This window comes from Hylemonella gracilis str. Niagara R (assembly GCF_000600295.1).
GTDB lineage: Bacteria > Pseudomonadota > Gammaproteobacteria > Burkholderiales > Burkholderiaceae_C > Hylemonella > Hylemonella gracilis_A.
This window is the reverse complement of the sequence record NZ_JEMG01000001.1, coordinates 2,940,666-2,964,122: the sequence shown is the minus strand read 5'-3', so window position 1 is coordinate 2,964,122 and position 23,457 is coordinate 2,940,666. Positions and strand designations below refer to the sequence as shown.

Annotated in this window: 21 protein-coding genes; 12 read left to right on the top strand and 9 right to left on the bottom strand. The window is 66.7% G+C overall.

Annotation, left to right across the window (positions count from 1 at the left end; translation table 11 throughout):
- Together AZ34_RS13545 and AZ34_RS13540 are read right to left on the bottom strand one after the other, a co-directional pair.
- Nucleotides 1–1,833, bottom strand: a complete 1,833-nt coding sequence (locus tag AZ34_RS13545) for an ABC transporter transmembrane domain-containing protein (RefSeq protein ID WP_051509841.1) — start codon at nucleotides 1,831–1,833, stop codon at nucleotides 1–3.
- A gap of 107 nt (nucleotides 1,834–1,940) precedes the next feature.
- The gene (locus AZ34_RS13540; protein ID WP_035608933.1) at nucleotides 1,941–2,906 is read right to left on the bottom strand and encodes a chemotaxis protein; all 966 of its coding nucleotides are present in this window, start codon (nucleotides 2,904–2,906) and stop codon (nucleotides 1,941–1,943) included.
- A 374-nt stretch (nucleotides 2,907–3,280) separates the two neighbouring features.
- Here AZ34_RS13540 and AZ34_RS13535 point away from each other — a divergent pair, with 374 nt between their 5' ends.
- On the top strand, nucleotides 3,281–4,369 hold the full coding sequence (locus tag AZ34_RS13535) for an alkene reductase (protein WP_035608931.1): 1,089 nt from the start codon (nucleotides 3,281–3,283) through the stop codon (nucleotides 4,367–4,369).
- Nucleotides 4,370–4,376: 7 nt separating this feature from the next.
- Here the strand turns inward: AZ34_RS13535 and AZ34_RS13530 are convergent, their stop codons facing one another.
- Genes AZ34_RS13530 through mutL form a run of 4 tightly spaced genes read right to left on the bottom strand, consistent with a single transcriptional unit; the run spans nucleotide 4,377 to nucleotide 9,837 of the window.
- Nucleotides 4,377–5,591: a murein transglycosylase domain-containing protein gene (locus tag AZ34_RS13530; protein WP_035608929.1), complete on the bottom strand. Its 1,215-nt coding sequence runs from the start codon at nucleotides 5,589–5,591 to the stop codon at nucleotides 4,377–4,379.
- Nucleotides 5,588–6,769, bottom strand: coding sequence for a tRNA (adenosine(37)-N6)-dimethylallyltransferase MiaA (gene miaA / locus AZ34_RS13525; protein ID WP_035608928.1), 1,182 nt, complete (start codon nucleotides 6,767–6,769; stop codon nucleotides 5,588–5,590). The genes AZ34_RS13530 and miaA overlap by 4 nt, the downstream gene beginning before the upstream one ends.
- A 52-nt stretch (nucleotides 6,770–6,821) precedes the next feature.
- A complete protein-coding gene (locus AZ34_RS13520; protein WP_035608927.1) occupies nucleotides 6,822–7,763 on the bottom strand; it encodes an alpha/beta hydrolase in 942 nt (313 codons plus the stop codon).
- Between the two features lie 55 nt (nucleotides 7,764–7,818).
- Nucleotides 7,819–9,837, bottom strand: a complete 2,019-nt coding sequence (gene mutL / locus AZ34_RS13515; protein WP_035608924.1) for a DNA mismatch repair endonuclease MutL — start codon at nucleotides 9,835–9,837, stop codon at nucleotides 7,819–7,821.
- A 114-nt stretch (nucleotides 9,838–9,951) separates the two neighbouring features.
- On the opposite strand from mutL, the gene AZ34_RS13510 reads away from it, so the two are divergent.
- From AZ34_RS13510 to AZ34_RS13500, 3 genes are all read left to right on the top strand, one after another.
- A complete protein-coding gene (locus AZ34_RS13510; RefSeq protein ID WP_035608920.1) occupies nucleotides 9,952–10,404 on the top strand; it encodes a YiiD C-terminal domain-containing protein in 453 nt (150 codons plus the stop codon).
- Nucleotides 10,405–10,496: 92 nt separating this feature from the next.
- Nucleotides 10,497–11,144, top strand: a complete 648-nt coding sequence (locus tag AZ34_RS13505) for a DedA family protein (RefSeq protein WP_035608917.1) — start codon at nucleotides 10,497–10,499, stop codon at nucleotides 11,142–11,144.
- A gap of 109 nt (nucleotides 11,145–11,253) precedes the next feature.
- Entirely contained in the window at nucleotides 11,254–11,601 is a 348-nt protein-coding gene (locus AZ34_RS13500) for a hypothetical protein (protein ID WP_231495535.1), read from the top strand.
- Between the two features lie 49 nt (nucleotides 11,602–11,650).
- Here AZ34_RS13500 and AZ34_RS13495 read toward each other — a convergent pair whose 3' ends face one another.
- Together AZ34_RS13495 and tsaE are read right to left on the bottom strand one after the other, a co-directional pair.
- The gene (locus AZ34_RS13495) at nucleotides 11,651–13,057 is read right to left on the bottom strand and encodes an N-acetylmuramoyl-L-alanine amidase (protein ID WP_035608915.1); all 1,407 of its coding nucleotides are present in this window, start codon (nucleotides 13,055–13,057) and stop codon (nucleotides 11,651–11,653) included.
- Entirely contained in the window at nucleotides 13,054–13,629 is a 576-nt protein-coding gene (gene tsaE / locus AZ34_RS13490; protein ID WP_081767221.1) for a tRNA (adenosine(37)-N6)-threonylcarbamoyltransferase complex ATPase subunit type 1 TsaE, read from the bottom strand. The genes AZ34_RS13495 and tsaE overlap by 4 nt, the downstream gene beginning before the upstream one ends.
- On the opposite strand from tsaE, the gene queG reads away from it, so the two are divergent.
- The 7 genes from queG (at nucleotide 13,612) to AZ34_RS13455 (ending at nucleotide 21,877) form a co-directional block, all read left to right on the top strand.
- Nucleotides 13,612–14,790, top strand: coding sequence for a tRNA epoxyqueuosine(34) reductase QueG (gene queG / locus AZ34_RS13485; RefSeq protein ID WP_231495533.1), 1,179 nt, complete (start codon nucleotides 13,612–13,614; stop codon nucleotides 14,788–14,790). The genes tsaE and queG overlap by 18 nt on opposite strands.
- Nucleotides 14,791–14,872: 82 nt before the next feature.
- A complete protein-coding gene (locus AZ34_RS13480) occupies nucleotides 14,873–15,826 on the top strand; it encodes a histone deacetylase family protein (RefSeq protein ID WP_035608913.1) in 954 nt (317 codons plus the stop codon).
- A gap of 9 nt (nucleotides 15,827–15,835) precedes the next feature.
- Entirely contained in the window at nucleotides 15,836–17,158 is a 1,323-nt protein-coding gene (locus AZ34_RS13475; protein ID WP_035608911.1) for a mechanosensitive ion channel family protein, read from the top strand.
- 61 nt (nucleotides 17,159–17,219) lie between these two features.
- Complete coding sequence (locus AZ34_RS13470) at nucleotides 17,220–17,969, top strand: electron transfer flavoprotein subunit beta/FixA family protein (protein ID WP_035608908.1); 750 nt, start codon at nucleotides 17,220–17,222, stop codon at nucleotides 17,967–17,969.
- A gap of 109 nt (nucleotides 17,970–18,078) precedes the next feature.
- Nucleotides 18,079–19,011, top strand: coding sequence for an electron transfer flavoprotein subunit alpha/FixB family protein (locus tag AZ34_RS13465; RefSeq protein WP_035608905.1), 933 nt, complete (start codon nucleotides 18,079–18,081; stop codon nucleotides 19,009–19,011).
- A gap of 62 nt (nucleotides 19,012–19,073) precedes the next feature.
- A complete protein-coding gene (locus AZ34_RS13460; protein ID WP_035608903.1) occupies nucleotides 19,074–20,852 on the top strand; it encodes an acyl-CoA dehydrogenase in 1,779 nt (592 codons plus the stop codon).
- Nucleotides 20,853–20,905: 53 nt separating this feature from the next.
- A complete protein-coding gene (locus AZ34_RS13455) occupies nucleotides 20,906–21,877 on the top strand; it encodes an NAD(P)H-dependent flavin oxidoreductase (RefSeq protein WP_035608900.1) in 972 nt (323 codons plus the stop codon).
- 108 nt (nucleotides 21,878–21,985) lie between these two features.
- Here the strand turns inward: AZ34_RS13455 and AZ34_RS13450 are convergent, their stop codons facing one another.
- Nucleotides 21,986–22,324: an ArsR/SmtB family transcription factor gene (locus AZ34_RS13450; RefSeq protein ID WP_035611766.1), complete on the bottom strand. Its 339-nt coding sequence runs from the start codon at nucleotides 22,322–22,324 to the stop codon at nucleotides 21,986–21,988.
- A gap of 135 nt (nucleotides 22,325–22,459) precedes the next feature.
- On the opposite strand from AZ34_RS13450, the gene AZ34_RS13445 reads away from it, so the two are divergent.
- The gene (locus AZ34_RS13445) at nucleotides 22,460–23,452 is read left to right on the top strand and encodes an efflux RND transporter periplasmic adaptor subunit (protein ID WP_035611764.1); all 993 of its coding nucleotides are present in this window, start codon (nucleotides 22,460–22,462) and stop codon (nucleotides 23,450–23,452) included.
- The last annotated feature ends 5 nt before the right edge of the window (nucleotides 23,453–23,457 follow it).

Here is a 23,457-nt window from a genome sequence, read left to right as displayed (position 1 = left end):
CTAGGACTTGAACTGCAACGCTGCTAGCCGCGCATACAGCCCGTCCGCCTGAAGCAGTTCCGCGTGCGTGCCCTGCTCGACGATGCGGCCTTGGTCGATGACCACGATGCGGTCGGCTTTCTGCACGGTGGCGAGGCGGTGCGCGATGACCAAGGTGGTGCGGTCGCGCATGGCTGATTCCAGCGCGGCCTGCACCATGCGTTCGCTCTCGGCGTCGAGCGCGCTGGTGGCTTCGTCCAGCAGCAGCAGGGGGGCGTTCTTGAGCATGGCGCGTGCGATGGCGATGCGTTGGCGCTGGCCGCCCGAGAGGCGCACGCCGCGTTCACCCAGGAAGGTGTCGTAGCCCTCGGGCAGGGCGCGGATGAAGTCGTCCGCGTGGGCGGCGCGGGCGGCGGCATGAACTTCCGTGTCGTTCGCCTCGGGTCGGCCATACCGGATATTTTCGAGCGCGCTGGCCGAGAACAGCACGGGTTCCTGCGGCACCAGGGCCATGCGCGCGCGCAGGTCCTGCAGCTTCAGGCGGTCGATGGGTGCGCCGTCCAGCACGACTCGACCGGCCTGCGGGTCGTAGAAGCGCAGCAGCAGTTGCAACACCGTGCTCTTGCCTGCGCCGCTGGGGCCGACCAGGGCCACGGTCTCGCCAGGGCGGACCTCCAGCGTGAAGTTCTTCAGGGCCGGTTGCGTTGGGCGCGAGGGGTAGTTGAAGGTCACGGCCTCGAAGCGGACCTGGCTGGGGCCGCTGGCCGGGGGCAGGGCCACGGTTTGTGACGGGGAGGTGATGGGCGAGCGCAGGTGCAGCAGTTCCATCAGCCGTTCGGTGGCGCCCGCCGCGCGCAGCAGTTCACCGTAGACCTCGCCCAGCACGGCGAAGGAACTGGCCAGCATGATGACGTAGACCACGGTCTGGCCCAGGTGCCCGGCGCTGATCTGCCCCGCCAGCACGGCCTGGGTGCCCTGGTACAGGCCCCAGAGCAGGGCGCCGGAGGTGGCGATGATGATGAAGCCCATCAGCGTGGCGCGCGCCCGCACGCGGCGGCGGGCGGTCATGAAGGCGTTTTCGGTGGCGTCGGCGAAGCGGCGGGTTTCGCGCCCCTCGGCCGTGTAGCCCTGGACCACGGGGATGGCGTTCAGCACCTCGCCCGCGATGGCGCTGGTATCGGCCACGCGGTCCTGGCTGGCGCGTGAGAGGCGTCGCACGCGGCGCCCGAACCAGACGCTGGGCAGCACCACCAGCACCAGCACACCCAGAACCTGGGTCATGATCCAGGGGTTGGTCCAGACCAGCATGGCCAGCGCGCCGAGGCCGGTGACGGCGCTGCGCAGGCCCATGGAAAAGGACGAGCCCACCACGGTCTGTACCAGCGTCGTGTCGGCGGTCAGGCGCGAGAGCACCTCGCCGGTCTGCGTGGTCTCGAAGAACTCGGGGCTTTGCCGCAGCACATGGGCATAGATGGCTGCGCGCAGATCGGCGGTGACACGCTCGCCCAGCCAGCTCATCAGGTAGAAGCGCACGGCGGAAAACAGACCCAAGGCCGCCGCCACGCCAAAGAGCAGGGCGAAATGCTCGCGCAGGGCCAGCAATTGTTCGCCCCGGCCCTCGGCCGAGGCCGGTGAACTCAGGCCCTGGTCGATCAGGGCGCGCAGGGCCAACGGAAAGACCAGGGTGGCGGCCGCAGCCAGGGCCAGGAAGAGCAAGGCCAGCCCGATGCGCCCACGGTAGGGCCGCAGGAAGGGCCCGAGCCCGCTCAAGGACTGGGGCCGGGCGCGTGGCGGCTCAGCGACAGAAGCGGTGGCAGGGGCGGATGGAGGCGTGGATGTCGCGGTGTCGGGCATGGCGGCAGAGCATAGCCGGCTTGCATGAAACGCGCCCCGCGGCTGGCCCGTGTCCGTCGCCGCGCATGGATACGCGGGAAGGGCGGACGTTGCCACCGGGGCAACGTTCAGCGTTTGGCCAACACCTCGCGCAGCTTGTCCGCCAGTTCGTCGATGTGGAACTTGGTGATGTAGGCGTCCGCCCCCGCGCTCTTGGCCTGTATTTCGCTCGCGCTGCCGGTGAGCGAGGAATGGATCACGACCGGGATGTCGCTGAACTGCGGGTTGGCCTTGACCAGGCGGGTCAGGTTGAAACCGTCCAACTCGGGCATTTCAAGGTCGGTCAGCAGCAGGGCGACCTTGTCCCGGGCCCGCTTGCCTTCCCGAGCCGCCTGGGCGCCGAGGGTCTGCAGCTGTTCCCAGGCTTCTTTGCCGTTGTGGGTCAGAACGCAGGGCACGCCCAGGGCTTCCATGCCTTTCTGGATGAGTTCACAGGCCATGGCGGAGTCATCGGCGGCCAGCAGCACGGCGCCCGGTGGGAGGGTGATGCGCTTGCCCGTGGGGTGGTCGAACTTGGCATGGTCGGGTTGCACGTCGTGCAGGATGCGCTCCACGTCGATCACCTGGGCCAGGCGTGAGTTCTCGGCGTCGCCGTCCACCCGCGCGATGCTGGTGACGAACTGGCCGCCACTCCCGTTGGCGGTGAGCACATGCTTCCAGTCCACCTGCACGATCTCCGTGACTTCCTCAACGGCAAAACCCTGGGTGGTGCGTGCGAACTCGGTCACCAGAAGGATGCGGTCGTCCTTGGGTGGCTTGCAGCCGGTCAGCGCGGGCAGGTCGATCACGGAGATGATCTGGCCCCGGATGTTCGCCACGCCCAGCACATGTGGCGGCGCGTTGACCATCTTGGTCAGCGCGGGCATGGTCATGATTTCGCGCACCTTGAAGATGTTGATGCCGAACAGCTCGTGCCGTTCGCTGTCGGCGGCCTGGCCCAGCCGGAACAGCAGCAATTCGAAGCGGTTCTGGCCGAGGTGGCTGTTGTGCGTGCCGGGATGTTCAGGGCGGGCGGTGCCTGCGGGGGAGCTCATGGGATGTCCTTTGCGGGTGGTTCGCGGCGTGAAGGCCGGCGATGCCGCCAGCCTAATACACCGGGATGACTTTAGGCAAGTTCAGGCCAACTGGGCGGGGTGCGTCCGTGCACGTACCGTTTGGGTCACGCGATGGCATGGCGGCATCATGGCAGTGTATCGATTCCCCGAAGGCGAACCCGGGGGTTGCGACAATTTCATGCCCGGCTTCGCGCAGGCCCATGCCTTAAGCCATTCTGCGGTTTAACGCATCGCGGCGGGCTATCGGCCAAGTGTGGGGTCGGGGCATACCAGGCCCGCGCGGCGGCAGCGCCGCGCTTGAGGCACCATCCGTAACCTCACTTCTTACACCACCGGTGCATTGCTCCACGAATATGACCGCTTCTCTGTTCACACCCCTGCAAGTCGGCGCGCTGAGCGTGCCCAACCGTGTCTTCATGGCGCCCCTGACCCGCGCGCGTGCCGGCGAGGCCCATCTGCCCAACGCCATGATGGCTGAGCATTACGCCCAACGCGCCAGCGGCGGCCTGCTGATCGCCGAAGCCACCATGGCCATGGAGGGCAACTCGGCCTTCTGGAAGGAGCCGGGCGTGCATTCCCAGGCCCAGGTGGACGGCTGGCGGCTGGTGACCGACGCTGTCCACCAGGCCGGCGGACGCATCTTCCTGCAAGTCTGGCACGGCGGGCGCGCCTGCCATCCTGATCTGAACGGTGGGGCGCAGCCCGTCGCGCCCAGCGCGATCCCGATCACCAGCGACATGGTGCACACCCCTCATGGCAAGGTGGCGTATGCGACGCCGCGTGCTCTGCGTGACGACGAACTGCCCGGCATCGTGGACGGTTTCCGCAAGGCCGCGCTGAACGCCAAGGCCGCCGGCTTCGATGGCGTGGAAGTGCATGGCGCGAATGGTTATCTGCTGGACGAATTCCTGCGCGATGGTTCCAACCAGCGCACGGGCCCCTACGGCGGCTCGCGCGAGAACCGCGCCCGCCTGCTGTTCGAGGTGCTCGAAGCCACCATCGGCGTCTGGGGCGCCGACCGCGTGGGCCTGCGCCTCTCGCCGCTCAACAGCTTCAACAGCATGAAGGACAGCGACCCCGTGGGCCTGACGTCCTGGCTGGCCGGGGAACTGAACCGCTTCAATCTGGCCTACCTGCACCTGATGCGCGGCGACTTCAAGGGCCTGCAAAAGGGTGACCTGATGACCCCCGCGCGCGCCGCTTACAAGGGTGTGCTGATCGGCAACATGGGTTACAGCGGCACGGAAGCCGCCCAGGCCATCGCCGAGGGCAAGCTCGACGCTGTCGCCTTCGGCACGGCCTACCTGGCCAACCCCGACCTGCCCGAGCGCCTGCGCGCGGGCGCGCCGCTGAACGCGCCCAACTCCGCCACCTTCTACACCGAAGGTCCCGTGGGCTACACCGACTACCCGCGTTGGGATGGCGTGACGAAGGCGGCCTGAGCCTTTGTCACATCGCGGTGTAGGACTTTTTGGCCTGCACCGCCTTCACGATGTAGCCCCGCGTCTCCTCGTAAGGCAGTTTGAGACGCAGGGTGTTGTACACCGCGTCCGCGCGCAGGGCGTTGATGCGGTCGATGGCCTCGTCCTGCCGGGCTTTGCCCGTCTTGTCGCTGAAGGCGCGATAAACATTGCCGGTCCCGGTGTTGTAGGCGGCGATCGCGCAGTACTCACGCGCGAGCGGGTCCCGGATGTCGTTCAAGGGGCTGTCATGCAGCAACAGCCCGAGGTAGGCCGCGCCCAGCTCGATGTTGTTCTCTGGCACGAAGAGAAACTCCTTGCTTGGCATCACGTCCTCGCCGCGTGACCTGCGGTAGGCGTCGCGCCCGCCGCTGGAGGGAACGAGCTGCATCATGCCGTAGGCCGGTGCGCTGGAGACGGCGTAAGGATTGAAGGCGCTTTCGATGCGAATGATGGCGTAGATCAGGCTGCGGCTGACCTGGTTCTTGTCCGAGTGCTTGCGCACGATGCTGGCGTAGCGCAGGGCGCGCTTGTCGATGCTCGCGTTGACCATTTTCATCAGCACGAAATGGACGGTCTTGTTCTTGCCATTGACGTCGATCTGACGCTGCTGCACGCTGTGGCTGCTCAGCCAGCGCGCGTAGGTTTCGGCTTCGCCACGTGTGTCGATGACGGCGTTGTTCTGGTCGACCACCAGCCCTTGCAGATAGGGCGTTCCGCTCAAAACCACCTCCTTGTCGGAGAACAGGTCCACCGCGCCGGGGTCACTGGGCGTGAGCAGGGCCACGATGGTGGCGCGTCGAAGCTTGTCGATCACCTGAGGGTCGTCCAGGTGCTCGATGAGGAGGGTGCCCGCGTCGTAATCCACGACCGCGCGGCTCTTGTAGTCGTCCGTGTACTTGACGTAACGCGTGCGGCTGGGCAGTGTGCCGGCTTCACGCTCGCCCCATTGCCTGCCGCTGTTCCTGCGCAGCGCGTCCATGAGCTTGTTGTATTCAGCCTGCGCGCGCTTGATGTCCGCGACCAGCAGTTCGGGGTTGGTCTTGTAGGACTCGACACGGTTTTCCGCGATGTTCTGCAGCGCGGCCTTGGGGTCTTTGGCCATGGCGATGTTGAGCGCCTGCTGCGTGCTGCAGGCAGAGAGGGCCAGGGTGGCGCCCGTGGAACCCGCCGCGCCCAGCAGCAGACGACGTTGCCTGTTCATGTACTTCTTCCTTCCATCGAGGCTTGGGTGTCGTAGTGCGTCGCGGCGAACTGTCGCGCCAAGTCCAGCACGCGGATCTGCGCGTCCGGCGCGTCGCAAGCCACCTGGTGGCGCACCAAGTCCGCTTGCGCCAGGCCGCGCAGCCAGGTGATTTGCCGTTTGGCGAGTTGGCGCGTGGCCGCGATGCCGCGTTCGCGCAGTTCGTCCAGTGGATCGGTCTGGGGAGCGCCGCGTTTAGTCGGTGCATCCCGCTGGCCGCTCGGGGCCAGCCTGGCAGCAGCCATGGTGTCCCGTCCTGTTTCTTGCGCTACTGGAGTCCCCTGCGCTTCCTGCGCGTCCAGAAATTCCCAGGCCTGCCGGTAGCCCACGCAGCGCATCGAGGGCAGATCGGCATGCAGATCACCACGTGCGCGCAGGGCGCGCACCTCGTCCAGCAGACCCGCTTGCAGCATGGCGTCAAAACGTCGCGCGATGCCTGCGTGCAACCAGACCCGGTCTTGCGGTTCCAGCGCGATCAGGGTGAGGGCTGGTGCGTGAGGGCTGCTCGTGCCGTTGGTGGCGCGGGTGTGGAAGCTCGACAGCGGTCGCCCCGTCAGGCGGTACACCTCCAGCGCGCGCTGGATGCGTTGCGTGTCGCCTGGCGGCAGACGCATCGCGGTCACCGGGTCGACGCGTTGCAGTTCGGTGTGCAGGGCGGCCCAGCCCAGTGCGCGGGCCTCGGCGTCCAGCGCCGCGCGCACCGTGGCGTCGGCGGGGGGGAGGTCATCCAAGCCTTCGAGCAGGGCCTTGATGTACAGCAGGGTGCCGCCGACCAGCAAGGGCAGATGGCCGCGCGCGTGGATCTCGTGGATCAGCCGCGTCGCGTCGCGCACGAACTCCGCCGCGCTGTAGGACTCAGAAGGATCGCGGATGTCGATCAGGTGGTGGGGCGCGATGGCCCGTTCCGCCGCGTCAGGCTTGGCGGTGCCGATGTCCATGCCGCGGTACACCAGGGCGGAGTCGGCACTGATGATCTCGACGGGCCGTGTGCCTGCCCGGGTGGGCGTCGGGAACGCTTGCGCGATGGCCAGGGCCGCCGCCGTCTTGCCGCTGGCAGTGGGGCCGACGATCGCGAGCGCAGGGGGCAGCGGGGCGGCGGGAGGGGTGTTGGGCGGCGGACCGGACGGGCGGGCGGACATCGCCGCAAGGCTAGCAGATCAAACGGGCGGATGCAGCCTGCGCGTGATCAATTCAGCGGACCTGATTCAAGGCACCCAGCGTATCGAGCGCGGTGCGCAGGCCGAACAGCTCGGCCAGCGCCAGCCGGTACTGGTCTTGCCCGACGCTGTTGGTGTTGTGGTGGGTTCCGCCTTCCACCAGCTCGAACCGCTTGGGGCCGGTGGCGGCCTCGAAGAGCCGGCGTCCGAGCGTGGGTGCGATCGTGCGGTCCGCGCTGCCATGCACCACCAGCAGCGGTGAGCCGATTTGGTCGACCCGTTTGACGGCCTCCAGTTTCTGCGTGATCAGCGCCCTGTCCAGAGGCCAGAACAGCAGCCAGCCCCATTTGTAGCTGCTCACCACGTCGGGGATGGACGTGAAGGTGCCCTCGACCAAGGTGCCGCGTTCGTCCGCCACCTGTGCTGCCAGTTCGATGGCGATGGCGCCGCCCAGGGAATGGCCGAAGATGTAGCGCGGGCGGTCAGGGTACTGGCGCGCCAGCCAGTCCCAGGCGGCGCGGGCGTCCTCGTACGCGCTGGCCTCGGAGGGCAGTCCGGCCGTGCTCTTGCCAAAACCACGGTAGTCGATGGCCAGCACCGAGAAGCCGAGTTCCTGCATGCGACGCGCGCGCAGGGCCGAACCCACCACGTTGTAGCGTGCCCCGTGCAGGTAGAGCAGCACCGGTGCTTGGTCGGGCCCCAGATTGCGCCGTGTCAGATCGGGGTGCGCCAGCCAGAGCCCGTGCAGGCGCGCGGCCTGGCTGGTCCCGGCGTCACCGTCGTGTTCCCGCGCCATGAAGTCGATCCAGACCTCGCTCATGCCTTCGGCGGCGCTTTCGCCGCCCCACCAGCTGCGGTCCGAGGGCTGGAAGATCCAGCCGCGCTGTTTTTCGTCCAGCGTGCCGCAGCCTGCGAGCAGGCCCAGCGCGGTCAAGAGGGTGAGCAGGGGGATGAGCCAGAGCCGCCGATGTTTCATGGGCCCCGATGATGCCGCCGCGCGCGAGGGATGTGCGGCTGTAGGGGAAATCGGCTCAGCGTCCGCGCAGGAAGAGTGCGTCCAGGTCCTTGAGCGTGACCTGGCGCCAAGTCGGTCGGCCATGGTTGCACTGGTCGGAGCGTTCGGTACGCTCCATGTCGCGCAGCAGGGCGTTCATTTCCGCGAGCGTGAGCTGGCGGTGGGCGCGCACCGCGCCGTGGCAGGCCATGGTGCCCAGGATCTCGTTGCGCGCGCGTTCGATGACCCGCGCGCCTTCGCCATGGGGGATCTCGGCCAGCTCGGCCAGCACGCTGCGCGCCAGCTCCACGGCGTCGCCCTGGGCCAGGGTGCTGGGCACGGCACGCACGGCCAGGGTCTTGGGTGTGAGGGCGCTGACTTCCATACCCAGACTGGCCAGCGTGTCCTCGTGGGCTTCGGCGGTCGCCACTTCCTGTGGCGTGGCGGCGAAGGACGCCGGGATCAGCAGCGGTTGGCTGGTGAGCATGTGCAGGTCGAGCTGCTGCTTGAGCCGTTCATAGACGATGCGCTCGTGCGCGGCATGCATGTCCACGATGACCAGGCCCTGAGCGTTCTCGGCCAGGATGTAAATGCCTTGCAACTGGGCCAGGGCCTTGCCCAGCGGCCAGTCCGTTCCCTCGTGTGAGGGCGGGGCGTCTGCCGTGGCGGGAAACGAACTGGTCGAGGCCCCGCCTGTCATGTCTTGTGCGCCCCCCGTGCCGTCCAGACCTGTGGCGGGTGTGGAGCGGACCGCGGCTGGCTGCCAGAGCGCGGCCAGGTCCTGGATGGGGTGGCCGCGGGTTTCGTCCGCGCGCCCGCCGGTCCAGGGGGCACCGTAGCTCCGGGGCCCGGCTTCATGCGCTTCGGTGGCCGGCGCGTCGAAGCGCATGGCCGGTTGGGTCCAGGCCGGGGCGGCAGCGGGCAGGCTGGCGCTCAGTTGCGCGTAGGCGGGAGCGACTTCTCCTGCCACGGCGGCCTGGGCGCGCGGGGCGGCCAGGGCGTCTTCGAGCGCATGGCGCACGGCCTGGTGAACCTCGCGACTGTCGCGGAAGCGCACCTCGATCTTGGTCGGGTGCACGTTCACGTCCACCCGGGTCGGGTCGATCTGAATGTGCAGCGCGTAGACTGGCTGACGCTGGCCGTGCAGCACGTCCTCGTAGGCACTGCGTGCGGCGTGCGTCAACACCTTGTCGCGCACATAACGGCCGTTGACGTAGCTGAATTGCTGGTCGGCGCGACTGCGCGCGGCGTCGGGCACACCCGCGCGGCCGCGCACGCGGATGGCCCGGCCGCTGGCATCGCGGCCCTGGTAATCCACGGTGACGGAAGCGCTGATGAAGTCCTCGCCGAGCACGTCGGCGAGGCGCTGGTCGAAGGCGCGGCTGCGTGATGCTTCCTCAGCCTCGTCCGAGGTCACTCCTGCGGCCTCGCCGCAGGCGCGCCATTGCTCGACCAGCTTGCCTTCATGCCAGATCGCGAAGCCGACTTCGGGACGCGCCAGCGCATGGCGCCGCACCGCGTCGATGCAGTGGGCCAGCTCGGTGGCGTCGGTCTTGAGGAATTTACGACGGGCTGGCGTGCTGAAGAAGAGTTCCTTCACCTCGACCGTGGTGCCCTGGCTGCGCGCCGCCGGCTGGATCTCGCCTGTGCGGCCGTCGAGCAGGAAGGCCGTGGCCTGGTCCACCGTGCGCGAGAGGATGGAAAGTTCCGACACCGAGCTGATGGCCGCCAGCGCCTCGCCACGGAATCCCATGGTGGCGACCGACTCCAATTCTTGCAGGCTGGCGATCTTGCTGGTGGCGTGGCGTTTCAGGGCAATCGGCAATTCGCCGGACGGAATGCCCGCCCCGTCGTCCTCGACCGCAATCAGGCGCACGCCACCGGCCAGCAGCCGCACGGTGATCTGCGACGCGCCCGCGTCCAGCGCGTTGTCCACCAACTCGCGCACCACGGAGGCCGGGCGCTCCACCACCTCGCCCGCAGCGATCTGGCTGATGAGCTCATCGGGCAGTTCGCGGATGGGGCGTCGGGGCGAAGTGGGCAGGGGAGCGTTCACTGCTGCATTTTAGGCGGGGTCGAGGTCTAAGCGCCTGGAGCGAGCCGGGGCCATGCATTGGGGCCGCGCGAAATTTCCCATAATCGGATGAGCCCAATCAGAAAGGATGTCGCCATGTCACCCATGGAATTGCAGGAGTACCTGCATGCCCACATTCCCTTGTCCAAGGCGATGCAGGTCAGCGTTGTTTCCGTGGCGCCGCATGCCCTGGTCCTGGGCGCGCCCCTGGGGCCCAACATCAACCATCGGGACACGGTGTTTGGCGGCAGTGCTTCCGCCGTTGCCATTCTCTCGGCCTGGTCCTTGTTGCACACGCGCCTGCGCGCGGAGGGCATCGGTGCCCGCCTGGTCATCCAGCGCAACACCATGGAATACGAACACCCCATCGATGGTGATTTCGAGGCCCAGGCCACGCCGGCTCCCGACGAGGATTGGCCGCGTTTTCTGCGGCTGCTGGTGCGCAAGGGCAAGGCGCGGATCACGGTAACGTCCGTGCTGATGTTTCAAGGGCGCCAGGCCGGGGCGTTCTCCGGCGAGTTCGTCGCCCTGGGCCAGGCGTCGGCCTGAGAAGTCGTGAGCAGGGGCACTGGGACTAAGTCCGTACGGGTGTCGGGCTTGCAGGCCTGCGGGCCCCCGAGCGGACAAGGATAATCACCGGCATGGAACTCATCTCTTTTCTGATCGACTTCATCCTGCACGTCGACGACCATCTCCAAGCCTTTGTTCAAGCCTATGGCGTCTGGGTCTATGCCCTGCTGTTTCTGATCGTCTTCGTCGAGACGGGCGTGGTCGTCATGCCTTTCCTGCCGGGGGATTCCCTGCTCTTCGTGGTGGGCGCGCTGGCCGGGGCCGGTCTGATGAGCTACCCGGTGGCCGTCGCCGTGTTGCTGGCGGCGGCGATTCTGGGGGACCAGTGCAACTACACGATCGGACGCTGGGTGGGGCCGAGGGTCTTCCAGTGGGAGAACTCGCGCTTCTTCAACAAGCAGGCCTTCGAACGTGCGCATGCCTTTTATGAAAAGTACGGTGGCATCACCATCGTGCTGGCGCGGTTCATGCCTTTCCTGCGCACTTTCGTGCCCTTCGTCGCCGGCGTGGCCGAGATGAGCCGTGTCAAGTTCACCCTCTACAACATCGTGGGCGCGTTGATCTGGGTGCTGGGCATCTGCACAGCCGGGTATTTCCTGGGCAGCCTGCCCTGGGTCAAGCAGAACCTGGATTTCATCATCTGGGCCATGATCCTGGTGCCGGGGTTGATCGTGATCGCGGGAGCCTGGCGCGCGCGCCAGCGCGCCATGGCGCCCTGAGGCAGGAAGCGCACGATGACGGTCGCGCTCCGTGATTGGATACGTCCGTTACCGGGAATGGATGAATGTCCAGCTTGCAGATCGGGCTGCGCTGCGTGAACATGTGGCCATGCCCGGCAAGAAATCGCTCCCCCTCGCTGACAGCCCCATTCCCGTCACGTCCAGCATGAAGGCCGTGCCGGAGGCGGTGGAGCAGTTCGTGGGGCAGGTCATCAAGCGGCCTGGTGGTTACTACTGGAGCCTGGCCGACGCCGATGGCAAGGAAGGGCGCGAGTACGGTCCCTATGACACCTTCGGGGAAGCCCAGGCCGACATGGAGGCCGCCGCCGACCTCGACGCGCCGGAACCGGGCGAAAGCCTGCAAGAGGCCGAGAGCGAGTTGGGCATTGCCGACTGGATCGATCCTGAAACCGGCGAGCCGGCCGAAGGGCTGTCGCGGCCGCATCTGGACGATTGAGTCGTCCTTTCTCTCAAAAAACGCGCGCCCTCGCCTAGAAGCGGGCAGTTCAGAGGCTGCGGTTCCTGGCCAGCGGCGGGTTCTTCGCGAAATAGGTTTCGATGCCCTTCATCAGCGCGTCGGCGAGTTGGGCTTGGTAGCTGGCGCTGTTGAGCCGCGCTTCCTCGGTGGGGTTGCTGATGAAAGCGGCTTCCACCAGCACGCTGGGGATGTCCGGCGCCTTGAGCACCGCGAAACCCGCCTGTTCCACGCGCGGTTTGTGCAGCTTGCCCACGCGACCGATCTCCTGCAGCATGGCACTGCCCAGTTGCAGGCTGTCACGGATCTGCGCGCTGGTGCTCATGTCCAGCAGGGCGCGTTGCACCTGCCGGTCCTGCGCCTGGATGTTGAGCCCGCCGATCAAATCCGCCTTGTTTTCCTTGGCCGCCATCCAGCGTGCCGCGCTGCTGGACGCGCCGCCGTGGCTCAGCGCGAACACGCTCGCGCCTTGCGGGCGTGGTGTGTAGAAGGCGTCGGCATGGATGCTCACGAAAAGATCGGCCTTGACCTGCCGCGCCTTGTTCACCCGGGTGTGCAGGGGCACGAAAAAGTCACCGTCGCGCGTGAGGAAGGCGCGCATGGTGTTGCCATTGACCTGGGCGCCATTGATGCGGTCGCGCAATTGGCGGGCCAGGCGCAGCACCACGTCTTTCTCGCGCGTGCCGCGTCGGCCGATGGCGCCAGGGTCCTCGCCGCCGTGTCCGGGATCGAGTGCGACGATGATGAGGCGGTTGGTTCCGGTCGTGCTTTCGCGAATCAGCTCCGGCGGGATGCTGTTCGGATCGGTCGCGGGTCCGCGTGGCGCCTTGCTTCCTTGTCTGGCCAACAACTCGGCCAAGGGATCGATGACCTCGGGCACCGCCTGCCCCGTGCCCATGGTGCCCTTGCCGCCTGTGGGGCCGCTGACCACGGGGGGCAGTTTCCGATCGGCCTCCTGGGCCTGGCGCAGTTGCTCGGCGATCAGCACCGCCAACGGGTCGGTGCTGACCTTGGGGTAGAGATCGAACACCAGGCGGTGCTGGTAGGGTTCGATGGGCTTGAGCGCGAAGACCTGGGGCTCGATGGCCTGCTTCAGGTCGACGACCAAGCGCACCACGCTCTTGGTGTATTGACCGACCCGGATGCCCGCGATGTTCGGATCATCGGCTTGCACCTTGGCGACCAGTTCGCGCAAGGTGGGATTGAGCGTGAGGTTGTCTATGTCCACCGCCAGCCGGGGCGGATGGCTGATGAAGGTCTGCTTGGCGTGCAGCGGGGCATCGGATTCCAGCGTGACGCGTGAGTAGTCCTCGGCCGGCCAGACGCGAACGGCGACGATGGAAGGGCCCGCGCGCGTGGCCGCGCCCTGCGCCAGCTCGGTCCGGCCCAGCAGCAGAACGATGGTGCCGGCGTGGAGGAGGTCGCGACGCTGGATCATGCGCCTCCCTCCGGAACGGCGAGCGCATGCAGCAGCGTGGCGCCGGTCGCGCTATGGGCTGTCAATCTGGCTTGGCGGCCTGTCTCGGCCGGGGCATCCGTGCCTGAGTCCGCCAACACTGGCGCACTGAGCGTGATTTCCAGGTCGGGCACGGGCAGCAGACCCGCCGCTTGTTCAGGCCACTCGGCCAGTTTCAGGCCCGGGCTGGCGTACAGGTCACGCAAGCCTGCGTCTTCCCATTCACGCGGGTCCTTGAAACGGTAGAAATCGAAGTGCCAGATCGGCAGCGCGGGCCGGGTCGCCGTGGCGGGCGCCTCGTGCGGTTCCACCACGGCATAGGTGGGGCTCTTGATGCGGCCGGTCACGCCCAGGGCGCGCAGCAGATGGCGTACCAGTGTGGTTTTGCCAGCGCCGAGGTTGCCATGCAATTCGATGATGGCGCTGGGTTGTTCTGGCGGGAGACCCGGCAGCGCGGCATAGGCTGCCGCGAGCGTGGATGCGAGGGCCTGCGTGGCGGCTTCGTCACGCAGGAAGCGGTTTTCTACAATGGGTGCGTGCAGGTCAACAGTCACATCGACAAGGGGCAATTCATCTCGCAAGTCCGGGTTTGGGCGCGTGAGCTGGGATTTTCGCAAATTGGCGTGCACAACGTCGATTTATCTTCGGCCGAGGCGGGATTAAAGGCCTGGTTGTCGCATGGCTTCCACGGCGAGATGGCTTACATGGCCGCTCATGGCATGAAACGCGCGCGGCCAGCTGAGCTGGTGCCGGGCACGGTCAGCGTGGTCACCGCGCGCATGGACTACCTGCCGCGCGATACCCCAGAGGGCTGGCAGGCCGTCGAGCTGGCGCGTGTGCAGTCCACGCAGCGACCGCGTGAGGGCGTGATTTCGCTGTACGCCCGTGGGCGGGACTACCACAAGGTGCTGCGATCCCGCCTGCAGAAGCTGGCCGAACGCATGGAACAGCATTTGCGGGACCAAGTCCTGGCGCCCGTGGACGGGTCCGGGAGGGACACTGCGTTCCAGTACCGCGTCTTCACCGACTCCGCGCCCGTGCTGGAAGCTGAACTGGCCGCAGGCAGCGGCCTGGGCTGGCGCGGCAAGCACACCCTGGTGCTGGACCGCGATGCGGGTTCCATGTTTTTCCTCGGCGAGATCTTCCTCAACCTGGACTTGCCACCGACCGAGCCGGTCAGCCCGCATTGCGGAAGCTGCAGCGCCTGCATCACGGTCTGCCCCACGCAGGCCATCCTGGGGCCAGGCCGCCTGGACGCGCGCCGCTGTATCTCCTACCTCACCATCGAGCACCCGGGCGCGATCCCCGAGGAGTTGCGTCCCTTGATGGGGCAGCGCATTTACGGCTGTGACGATTGCCAATTGGTCTGCCCCTGGAACAAATACGCGCGGCGCAGTACCTTGCCGGATTTCGACGCCCGGGCGGACATGGCCCGGGGCGATCTGCTGACCTTGCTGGCTTGGGACGAGGCCGAGTTCCTGCGTCGCACCGAAGGCAGCGCCATCCGCCGCATCGGTCACGCGCGCTGGCGGCGCAACATCCTCGTCGCCCTGGGCAATGCCTTGCGTGGCGGGACAGTGGACGCCGAGGACTCGGCGGCGATCCGCGCCGCGTTGCAGATCTATGCCGACCCGGGCGCCGACCCGCTGCTGCGCGAGCACGCGCTCTGGGCCCTGGCAGCGCCCGCAGCCTCGGGTGGGTCCGAGGTGTTTTAATTGGAAGGATGCATCACAAAAGCCACGCCGGGATGAGGCGGCACGGCCGATGGACCAGGACTAGGACGAGGAGCAAGGCGTCATGAGCGCAACCGCTTATTACACCCACGGTGATTGCCGCAAGCACGAGATGGGGCCGGACCATCCTGAGTGCCCGCAGCGCCTGGACGCGATCGAGGACCGACTGATCGCCAGCGGGCTGGACGTGGCCCTGACCCGCGTGGAGGCGCCGATCGCCTCGCTGGACGAACTGGAACTCGCGCATGAGCGCACGCACATCGCCGCGCTGCGGGGCTTGTGCGCGACGCTGGCTGACGATGCCGCCGCCGGTGGTCCGCGCTACGCCATGATCGACCCCGACACCTCGATGAATACCGCCACCTGGGACGCCATCCTGCGCAGCGCGGGCGCGGCCATGGCCGCCACCGACGCGGTGATCGCGGGCGAGTTCCAGAATGCCTTCTGTGCCGTGCGTCCGCCCGGTCACCACGCCATGCGCGGCAAAGCCATGGGTTTTTGTTTCATCAACAACGTGGCCGTGGCCGCGAAGTACGCCTTGGAGCGCCACGGCCTCAGGCGCGTGGCCATCGTGGACTTCGACGTGCACCATGGCAACGGCACCGAGGACATCGTCGCGGGGGATAGCCGCATCCTGATGGCCAGTTTCTTCCAGCACCCCTACTACCCGCACAGTGGCGAACCGCCGAGCGCGGACAACATGGTCAACATCCCCGTGCCGGCTTACACCCGGGGATTGGAAATCCGTGAGCTGGTGGACACCTATTGGATGCCGCGCCTGGAGGCGCACCAGCCCGAGCTGATCTTCATCAGCGCTGGTTTTGATTCGCACCGCGAGGACGACATGGGCCAGCTCGGCCTGGTCGAGGCTGACTACGCCTGGATCACCGAGCGCCTGATGGAAGTGGCCCGCCGCCACGGCAAGGGGCGCATCGTCTCCTGCCTGGAAGGCGGCTACAACCTCAGTGCCCTGGGCCGCAGCGTGGAAGCCCATGTGCGCGTGTTGGCAGATGTGTAATGCAAGTTTATGGAAACCACAGCACTTCAAAATCTCTTGAATGAATGGGACCAGGCCGTGGTCTGGGTCGAGGCCCTGGTGTTGCTGGCCTGCCTGGCGCTGGCCTGGGGCGTGGCCCGGTTCATGGGGCAGCGTACGGGCGGGAGGCCTGACCTGGCCGGCGAGCCCGCCAAGTATGAATCCGTCTGGTTCGGTCAGCACACCATCGATGGCTTGCTGTTCCCCTTGCTGGCGCTGTTGCTGATCTACGGGGCCCGGTACGGAATGGCCTTGCACCAGCCCGTGCTGCTGCTGCGCGTGGCCCTGCCCATCTTTGTCTCTCTGGCGGTCATCCGCCTGTGCGTGCGCGTGCTGCGCGCGTCCTTTCCGCAGTCGGCATCGATCAAGTTCATCGAGCAATCCGTCTCCTGGCTGGCCTGGGTCGGCGCGGTCTTGTGGATCACCGGTTTCCTGCCCGTGGTGCAGGCCGAGATGGAGGACATCACCTTCGCCTTCGGACAGACGCGCGTCAGCCTGCGTACGCTGTTCGAAGGGGCGGTGTCGTCCGCGCTGATGCTGGTGGTGGTGCTGTGGATCTCGGCCACGCTGGAAAAGCGCATCCTGCGTGGCGGCGTGGGCGATCTGTCCATGCGCAAGATCGCGGCCAACGCGATCCGCGCCGGCCTGCTCTTCATCGGTCTGCTGTTCGTGCTGTCCGCGGTGGGCGTGGACCTCACGGCCTTGTCGGTGCTGGGCGGCGCGCTGGGGGTGGGCCTGGGCTTTGGCTTGCAGAAGCTGGCGGCTAACTACGTCAGCGGTTTTGTCATCCTGCTGGAGCGTTCGCTGCGCATTGGTGACATGGTGCGTGTGGACGGTTTCGAGGGCGTGGTGACGGACATCAAGACCCGCTATACCTTGATCCGCGCGCTCAATGGCCGTGAGTCGGTGGTGCCCAATGAGTTGTTCATCACCCAGCGGGTGGAAAACCTCTCGCCAGAACCCTTTGTCTGGCTCAGCATCAAGATCACGGTCGGTTACGACAGCGATCCGGCGCAAGTGATGCAGTTCCTGGTAGATGCCGCGTCGGCGCAGCCGCGCGTACGTCAGGCGCCGTCGCCCGTGGCGATGCTGGACAACTTCGGCGCCGACGGGCTGGAGTTCACGCTCGCTTTCGCGATCGACGATCCGGAGGTTGGCCACGGCGGCCTGCGTTCGGACATCAATCTGCGCGTCCTTCAGGCCTTGCGTGAAGCGAAGATTGACATTCCCTATCCGCAGCGCGTGGTGCATTGGGCGGAGGAATCTCCGCCGCAGGCCAACCGGACTACCGGAAAGGACAAAAGCTCCGTTTAGAATGCGGCCTCACAGAAATCGCACGGTCGTTCTATTTTCTTAATTTTGCAGGAGAGCGCGCATGAAAGTCCTCGTCCCCGTCAAACGCGTGGTGGACTACAACGTCAAGGTCCGCGTGAAGGCGGACAACAGCGGTGTGGACATCGCCAACGTCAAGATGAGCATGAACCCCTTTGACGAAATCGCCGTCGAGGAGGCCGTGCGCCTGAAGGAAAAGGGCGTGGTGACGGAAGTGATTGCGGTTTCCTGTGGTGTGGCCCAGTGCCAGGAAACCCTGCGCACGGCCATGGCCATCGGCGCCGACCGTGCCATCTTGGTCGAGACGAGTGAGGAGTTGCAGCCTCTGGCGGTGGCCAAACTGCTCAAAGCCCTGGTGGACAAGGAACAGCCCGGCCTCGTGATCCTGGGCAAGCAAGCCATCGACGACGACGCCAATCAGACCGGTCAGATGCTGGCTGCGCTGGCCGATCTGCCGCAGGCCACCTTCGCCTCCAAGGTGGAAGTGGCCGATGGCAAGGCCAAAGTGACGCGCGAGGTCGATGGTGGCCTGGAAACGCTGTCCATCACCCTGCCCGCCGTCATCACGACCGATCTGCGCCTGAATGAGCCGCGTTATGTGACGCTGCCCAACATCATGAAGGCCAAGAAGAAGCAGCTCGACACCCTCAAGCCTGAGGACCTGGGCGTGGACGTGAAGCCGCGTCTCAAGACCCTCAAGGTCAGCGAGCCGCCCAAGCGCGGCGCTGGCGTCAAGGTGCCGGACGTGGCGACCCTGGTGGCCAAGTTGAAGAACGAAGCGAAGGTTATCTAACACCCCTGAGGCGCTGCGCGCCTTCCCCTCGAGGGGACGCTCCCGGTGGCCCGGCTTAGCCGGTTCCACGGGAGCCCTGACAGGGGCCACAGATCATCAAGGATTCACCATGACTTCTCTCGTTATCGCCGAACACGACAACGCGTCCATCAAGGGCGCGACCCTCAACACCGTCACCGCCGCCGCGCAGGCCGGTGGCGAGGTGCATGTGCTGGTGGCGGGCCACAAGGCCCAGGCCGCGGCCGAAGCCGCCGCCAAGATCGCCGGTGTCACCAAGGTCATCCACGCCGATGCGGCGGGGCTGGAACATGGCCTGGCCGAGAACGTCGCGGCCCAGGTGCTCGCCATCGCTGGCAACTACACCCACATCCTGTTCCCGGCCACGGCCTCGGGCAAGAACGTCGCCCCGCGCGTGGCGGCCAAGCTGGATGTGGCGCAGATCAGCGATGTGAGCAAGGTCATCAGCGCGGACACGTTCGAGCGCCCCATCTATGCTGGCAATGCGATCGCCACCGTGCAGAGCGCGGACAAGGTGAAGGTCATCACCGTGCGCACCACGGGCTTTGACCCGGCGGCGGCCTCGGGCGGTTCGGCTTCGGTGGAAAGCACTGCCGCGACCGTGGACAGCGGCAAGAGCAGCTTCCTCGGCTCGGAAATCGCCAAGAACGACCGCCCCGACCTGACCGCCGCCAAGATCATCGTGTCCGGTGGCCGTGCCCTGGGTTCGAGCGAGAAATTCAACGAGGTGATGACCCCGCTGGCCGACAAGCTGGGGGCCGCCATCGGTGCGTCGCGCGCGGCGGTGGACGCGGGTTACGCGCCCAACGACCTGCAGGTCGGCCAGACCGGAAAGATCGTCGCGCCGCAGCTCTACATTGCCGCGGGCATCAGCGGCGCCATCCAGCATCTGGCCGGCATGAAGGATTCCAAGGTGATCGTGGCGATCAACAAGGACCCCGAAGCCCCCATCTTCAGCGTGGCCGACTACGGCCTCGAGGCCGACTTGTTCGTGGCCGTGCCCGAACTGGTCAAGGCGCTCTGATCGTGCGCAAGCGGGGCGTCACGTCGCAGTGACGCCCCTTTTTTGTTTCCGGAGACAAGACCATGAGCTACAAGGCGCCCCTGAAAGACATGCTGTTCAATCTGCGCCATCTCGCGCAGATCGACGAGATTGCCCAACTGCCCGGTTTCGAGGACGCGGGTTTCGAGACGGCCCAGGCCGTGCTGGAAGAAGCCGCCAAGTTCAACGAGCAGGTGGTCGCCCCGCTGAACCGCGCGGGCGATATCCAGCCCTCGAGCTGGAAGGACGGTGTCGTCACCACCACGCCGGGCTTCAAGGATGCCTTCCGCCAGTTCGCCCAGGGCGGCTGGCAGGGTCTGCAGCACCCGGTCGATTTCGGTGGACAGGGCCTGCCCAAGGCCATCGGCGCGGCCTGCATCGAGATGGTCAACAGCGCGAACCTGAGCTTCGCGCTCTGCCCGCTGCTGACCGATGGCGCCATCGAAGCCCTGCTGACCGCAGGTTCGGACGAGCTCAAGGCCGTCTATCTGGAAAAACTGGTCAGCGGCGAGTGGACGGGCACCATGAATCTGACCGAGCCGCAGGCCGGCAGCGACCTGGCCCTGGTGCGCAGCCGCGCCGAGCCCCAGCCCGACGGTAGCTACAAGGTCTACGGCACCAAGATTTTCATCACCTACGGCGAGCACGACATGGTGGAGAACATCGCCCACCTGGTGCTGGCGCGCGTGACGGGCGCGCCCGAGGGCATCAAGGGCATCAGCCTCTTCCTCGTGCCCAAGTTCCTGGTGAACCAGGATGGCTCGCTGGGCAAGCGCAACGACGTGCACTGTGTGAGCATCGAGCACAAGATGGGCATCAAGGCCAGTCCGACTGCCGTGCTCCAGTACGGTGACCACGGGGGCGCCGTGGGCTACCTGGTCGGCCAGGAAAACCGCGGTCTCGAGTACATGTTCATCATGATGAACGCGGCCCGTTATGCCGTGGGCGTGCAGGGCATCGCGGTGGCCGAACGCGCCTACCAGCAGGCCGTGGCCTATGCCAAGGACCGTGTTCAGAGCCGCCCGGTGGATGGCAGTATCAAGGCCAGCGCGCCCATCATCCACCACCCGGACGTGCGGCGCATGCTGATGACCTCGCGCGGGCTCATCGAGGGCTGCCGTGCCATGGCCAGCGTGGCCGCCGCCGCCTACGACGCCGCGCACCACCACCCGGATGCCGAGGCGCGCCGGCAGAACCAGACCTTCTACGAATTCCTCGTGCCCCTGGTCAAGGGCTACAGCACGGAGATGAGCCTGGAAGTCACCTCGCTGGGCGTGCAGGTGCATGGCGGCATGGGTTTCATCGAGGAAACCGGTGCAGCCCAGCACTACCGCGACGCCAAGATCCTGACCATCTACGAAGGCACGACCGCCATCCAGGCCAATGACCTCGTGGGCCGCAAGACCCTGCGCGACGGGGGGCAGACCGCCAAGGCCATCGCCGCGCAGATCGAGACCACCGAGGCCGAGCTCAAGCGCAGCGGTGGCGCCGACGCGCTGGCCGTGGCCCGGCATCTGGCCGCCGCGCGCGCGGCCTTCGTCGATGTCGTGGATTTCCTGGTTGCCCAGCAGGACCCGAACGCGGTTTACGCGGGCAGCGTGCCCTACCTGATGCTGGCCGGCAACCTGATGGCGGGCTGGCAACTGGCCCGCGCCTTGCTGGCCGCGCAGGCGAACCAGGCGCAAGACCCCGCCTTCATGCAAGGCAAGGTCACGACGGCACGTTTCTACGCCGAGCACATCCTGACGCGCACGGCGGGCCAGCGCGCCGCCATCGTCGAGGGCGCGGCCAGCGTCACGGCGCTGCCGTTGGACGCGTTCTGAACCCGGTCCGCTTTCGATCCACGACTAAAGAACATCCCGGAGACGCTCTGCTCATGTCCCAACTTCCTGCTGTCTTCAGCAAGCTGCGCCTGCCCGTCATCGGCTCGCCGCTGTTCATCATCAGCAATCCTCAACTCGTCATCGCGCAGTGCCAGGCCGGCATCGTCGGCGCCATGCCGGCCTTGAACGCGCGGCCAGCCTCGCAACTGGACGAATGGCTGGCCGAGATCACCGAGGCCTTGGCTGCCTGGGACCGGGCGCACCCGGACCAGCCCGCCGCGCCGTTCGCGATCAACCAGATCGTGCACAAGAGCAATGAGCGGCTTGAGCAGGACATGGCCTTGTGCGTGAAGTACAAGGTGCCGCTCTACATCACCTCGCTGGGCGCGAGGGAGGAAATCAACCAGGCCGCGCACAGCTACGGCGCGGTGGTGTTGCACGACATCATCAACAACGCCTTTGCCCACAAGGCCATCGAGAAGGGCGCGGACGGTCTGATCGCCGTGGCGGCCGGCGCGGGCGGGCACGCGGGCATCAAGAGCCCTTTCGCCCTGGTACAGGAAATCCGCCAGTGGTTTGAGGGGCCGCTGGCCCTGTCAGGTTCCATCTCCACCGGGGCCTCCATCCTCGCCGCCCAGGCCATGGGCGCGGATTTCGCCTACATCGGCTCGGCCTTCATCGCCACGCAGGAAGCGCGCGCGGCCGAGGCCTACAAGCAGGCCATTGTGGAGGGCACGAGCGACGACATCGTCTACAGCAACCTCTTCACGGGCGTGCACGGCAACTACCTCAAACCCAGCATCCGCGCGGCGGGGCTGGACCCCGACCATCTGCCCGAGAGCGATCCGAGCAAGATGAACTTCGGTGGCGACGCCAAGAAAGCCTGGAAGGACATCTGGGGTTCCGGACAGGGCATCGGTGCCATCGACCGCGTTCAAGGCGCGGCGGACTACATCGCGCAACTCAAGCGCGAGTACCTCGCGGCGCGCGCGCGCCTGCTGGCGCTACCGGCCGTGGTGGCCTGAACGCTCACCACGCCCCTGTTTGCAGGCCCGGAAGAACCGGGCCTTTTCTTTGGTCGCTGCTGTCTCGCCGCAGCCTCGCCCCTCGTGCCCCGCATGCCGGGACGGGGATCAAGCGGGTCGCATGAAGGCGCTGCGGCTCACCGCGCCGCGCTCCAGATGGCGCGCGATGTTGCCGCAGACCAGATCACACAGAGCGTTGACCGAGGGATCAGCGATCCGGTAATAGGCATTGGCGCCCCGGCTGTCGCGCGCCACCAAACCGTGCTTGGAAAGCAGGGTCAGGTGGCGCGACACATTGGCCACGCTGCACGCGCAGGCCTCGGCCAGTTCGCTCACATTGGCTTCACCCGCGCGCAGTTGATTCAGGATCATCAGCCGGGTGGGCTCGGACAGGGCCTGGAAATAGGCGGCGACTTCCCGCAAGGCTTCGAGGGGCATCGATTCCATGGCGAGCTTGGCTTTGGACATGTCTGAAATCTGTTGATGAGTGAGGTTGGGATGATAGTTTGATTCCATCATTTGCGCAATTGCGCAAATGATGGAATAATGCATGGCATCGATGTTTGGCAACGGACTGTGACCATGCGACCCATTTCTCTCCTCCTGCCGCGCGCGTTTCTGATGTCCGCGATGGCGCTTGCCTTGCTGGCCACGGTCATGCCGGGCCGCGCGCAAGTTCCGCGGGCAAGCGCGCCGGACAGTCCGGCGTTGCCGCCCTTCGTCATCGTGCGCGCGGCGGCCCAGCCGCGCTGGGTGAGCCTGGAAGCCGTGGTGGAAGCGGTGCGGGAGACCACCTTGTCCGCCCAGGTGCAAGGCGCCATCGTGGAGCTGCGCGTGAAGGCCGGTGACACGGTGCGGGCTGGCCAGCCCTTGCTGCGCATCGACGCGCAGGCCGCGCAAGTCCAACGCGACGTGGCGGCCAAGGAATACGAGCGCCAGCGCCAGTTGTTCGATCAGCAATTCATCAGCCAGGGCGCGCTGGACCGTGCACAGGCGCAAGCCCGCGCCAGCCAGGTGCAGACCGATTTCCACCTGCTCAACGCGCCTTATGCTGGCGTGGTGCGTGAGGTGCCGGTGGCGCTGGGTGACATGGCGATGCCGGGGCGACCGTTGCTGGTGGTCTACGACCCGGCGGCCTTGCGCGTGACGGCATCCGTGCCGCAGGCGCTGCTGGCGAGCGCGGGCGCTTCGCCCGTGGTGCGTTATGAGCTGGACGGCCAGGCCGCGCGGCTCGTGGAGTCGGTGCGCGTGCTGCCCACGGTGGATCCGGTCTCGCACACGGCGCAGCTGCGCTTCGATTTGCCGAAGACGACCCCGGGTGTGGTCCCCGGCATGTACGTGCGGGTCTGGCTGGGCGTGCAGGAGCAGGGGGCGGGCCGCATCTTCGTGCCCATCAGCGCCCTGCTGCGGCGTGGTGAGCTGACAGCTGTCTACGTGCTGGACGCGGGGGGGCAGCCGCGCTTGCGCCAGGTACGGCCGGGGCCGGTGGACGGCGGTCGTGTCGAGATTCTGAGTGGCGTGGCCGACGGCGACCGGGTGGTCACCGACGCGCAGCGCGCCCTGCGTCTGCCTTGATCACG

Bases quoted from the DNA above. Each gene is read 5' to 3' on its own strand.
- AZ34_RS13460 (WP_035608903.1), top strand. From the start codon at position 19,074: ATGAGCTACAAGGCGCCCCTGAAAGACATGCTGTTCAATCTGCGCCAT.
- AZ34_RS13545 (WP_051509841.1), bottom strand. From the start codon at position 1,833: ATGCCCGACACCGCGACATCCACGCCTCCATCCGCCCCTGCCACCGCT.
- AZ34_RS13520 (WP_035608927.1), bottom strand. From the start codon at position 7,763: ATGAAACATCGGCGGCTCTGGCTCATCCCCCTGCTCACCCTCTTGACC.
- AZ34_RS13470 (WP_035608908.1), top strand. From the start codon at position 17,220: ATGAAAGTCCTCGTCCCCGTCAAACGCGTGGTGGACTACAACGTCAAG.
- AZ34_RS13480 (WP_035608913.1), top strand. From the start codon at position 14,873: ATGAGCGCAACCGCTTATTACACCCACGGTGATTGCCGCAAGCACGAG.
- AZ34_RS13510 (WP_035608920.1), top strand. From the start codon at position 9,952: ATGTCACCCATGGAATTGCAGGAGTACCTGCATGCCCACATTCCCTTG.
- AZ34_RS13445 (WP_035611764.1), top strand. From the start codon at position 22,460: ATGCGACCCATTTCTCTCCTCCTGCCGCGCGCGTTTCTGATGTCCGCG.
- AZ34_RS13465 (WP_035608905.1), top strand. From the start codon at position 18,079: ATGACTTCTCTCGTTATCGCCGAACACGACAACGCGTCCATCAAGGGC.
- AZ34_RS13540 (WP_035608933.1), bottom strand. From the start codon at position 2,906: ATGAGCTCCCCCGCAGGCACCGCCCGCCCTGAACATCCCGGCACGCAC.
- AZ34_RS13495 (WP_035608915.1), bottom strand. From the start codon at position 13,057: ATGATCCAGCGTCGCGACCTCCTCCACGCCGGCACCATCGTTCTGCTG.
- AZ34_RS13500 (WP_231495535.1), top strand. From the start codon at position 11,254: ATGCCCGGCAAGAAATCGCTCCCCCTCGCTGACAGCCCCATTCCCGTC.
- AZ34_RS13530 (WP_035608929.1), bottom strand. From the start codon at position 5,591: ATGAACAGGCAACGTCGTCTGCTGCTGGGCGCGGCGGGTTCCACGGGC.
- AZ34_RS13455 (WP_035608900.1), top strand. From the start codon at position 20,906: ATGTCCCAACTTCCTGCTGTCTTCAGCAAGCTGCGCCTGCCCGTCATC.
- AZ34_RS13535 (WP_035608931.1), top strand. From the start codon at position 3,281: ATGACCGCTTCTCTGTTCACACCCCTGCAAGTCGGCGCGCTGAGCGTG.
- miaA (WP_035608928.1), bottom strand. From the start codon at position 6,769: ATGTCCGCCCGCCCGTCCGGTCCGCCGCCCAACACCCCTCCCGCCGCC.
- AZ34_RS13450 (WP_035611766.1), bottom strand. From the start codon at position 22,324: ATGGAATCGATGCCCCTCGAAGCCTTGCGGGAAGTCGCCGCCTATTTC.
- AZ34_RS13505 (WP_035608917.1), top strand. From the start codon at position 10,497: ATGGAACTCATCTCTTTTCTGATCGACTTCATCCTGCACGTCGACGAC.
- AZ34_RS13475 (WP_035608911.1), top strand. From the start codon at position 15,836: ATGGAAACCACAGCACTTCAAAATCTCTTGAATGAATGGGACCAGGCC.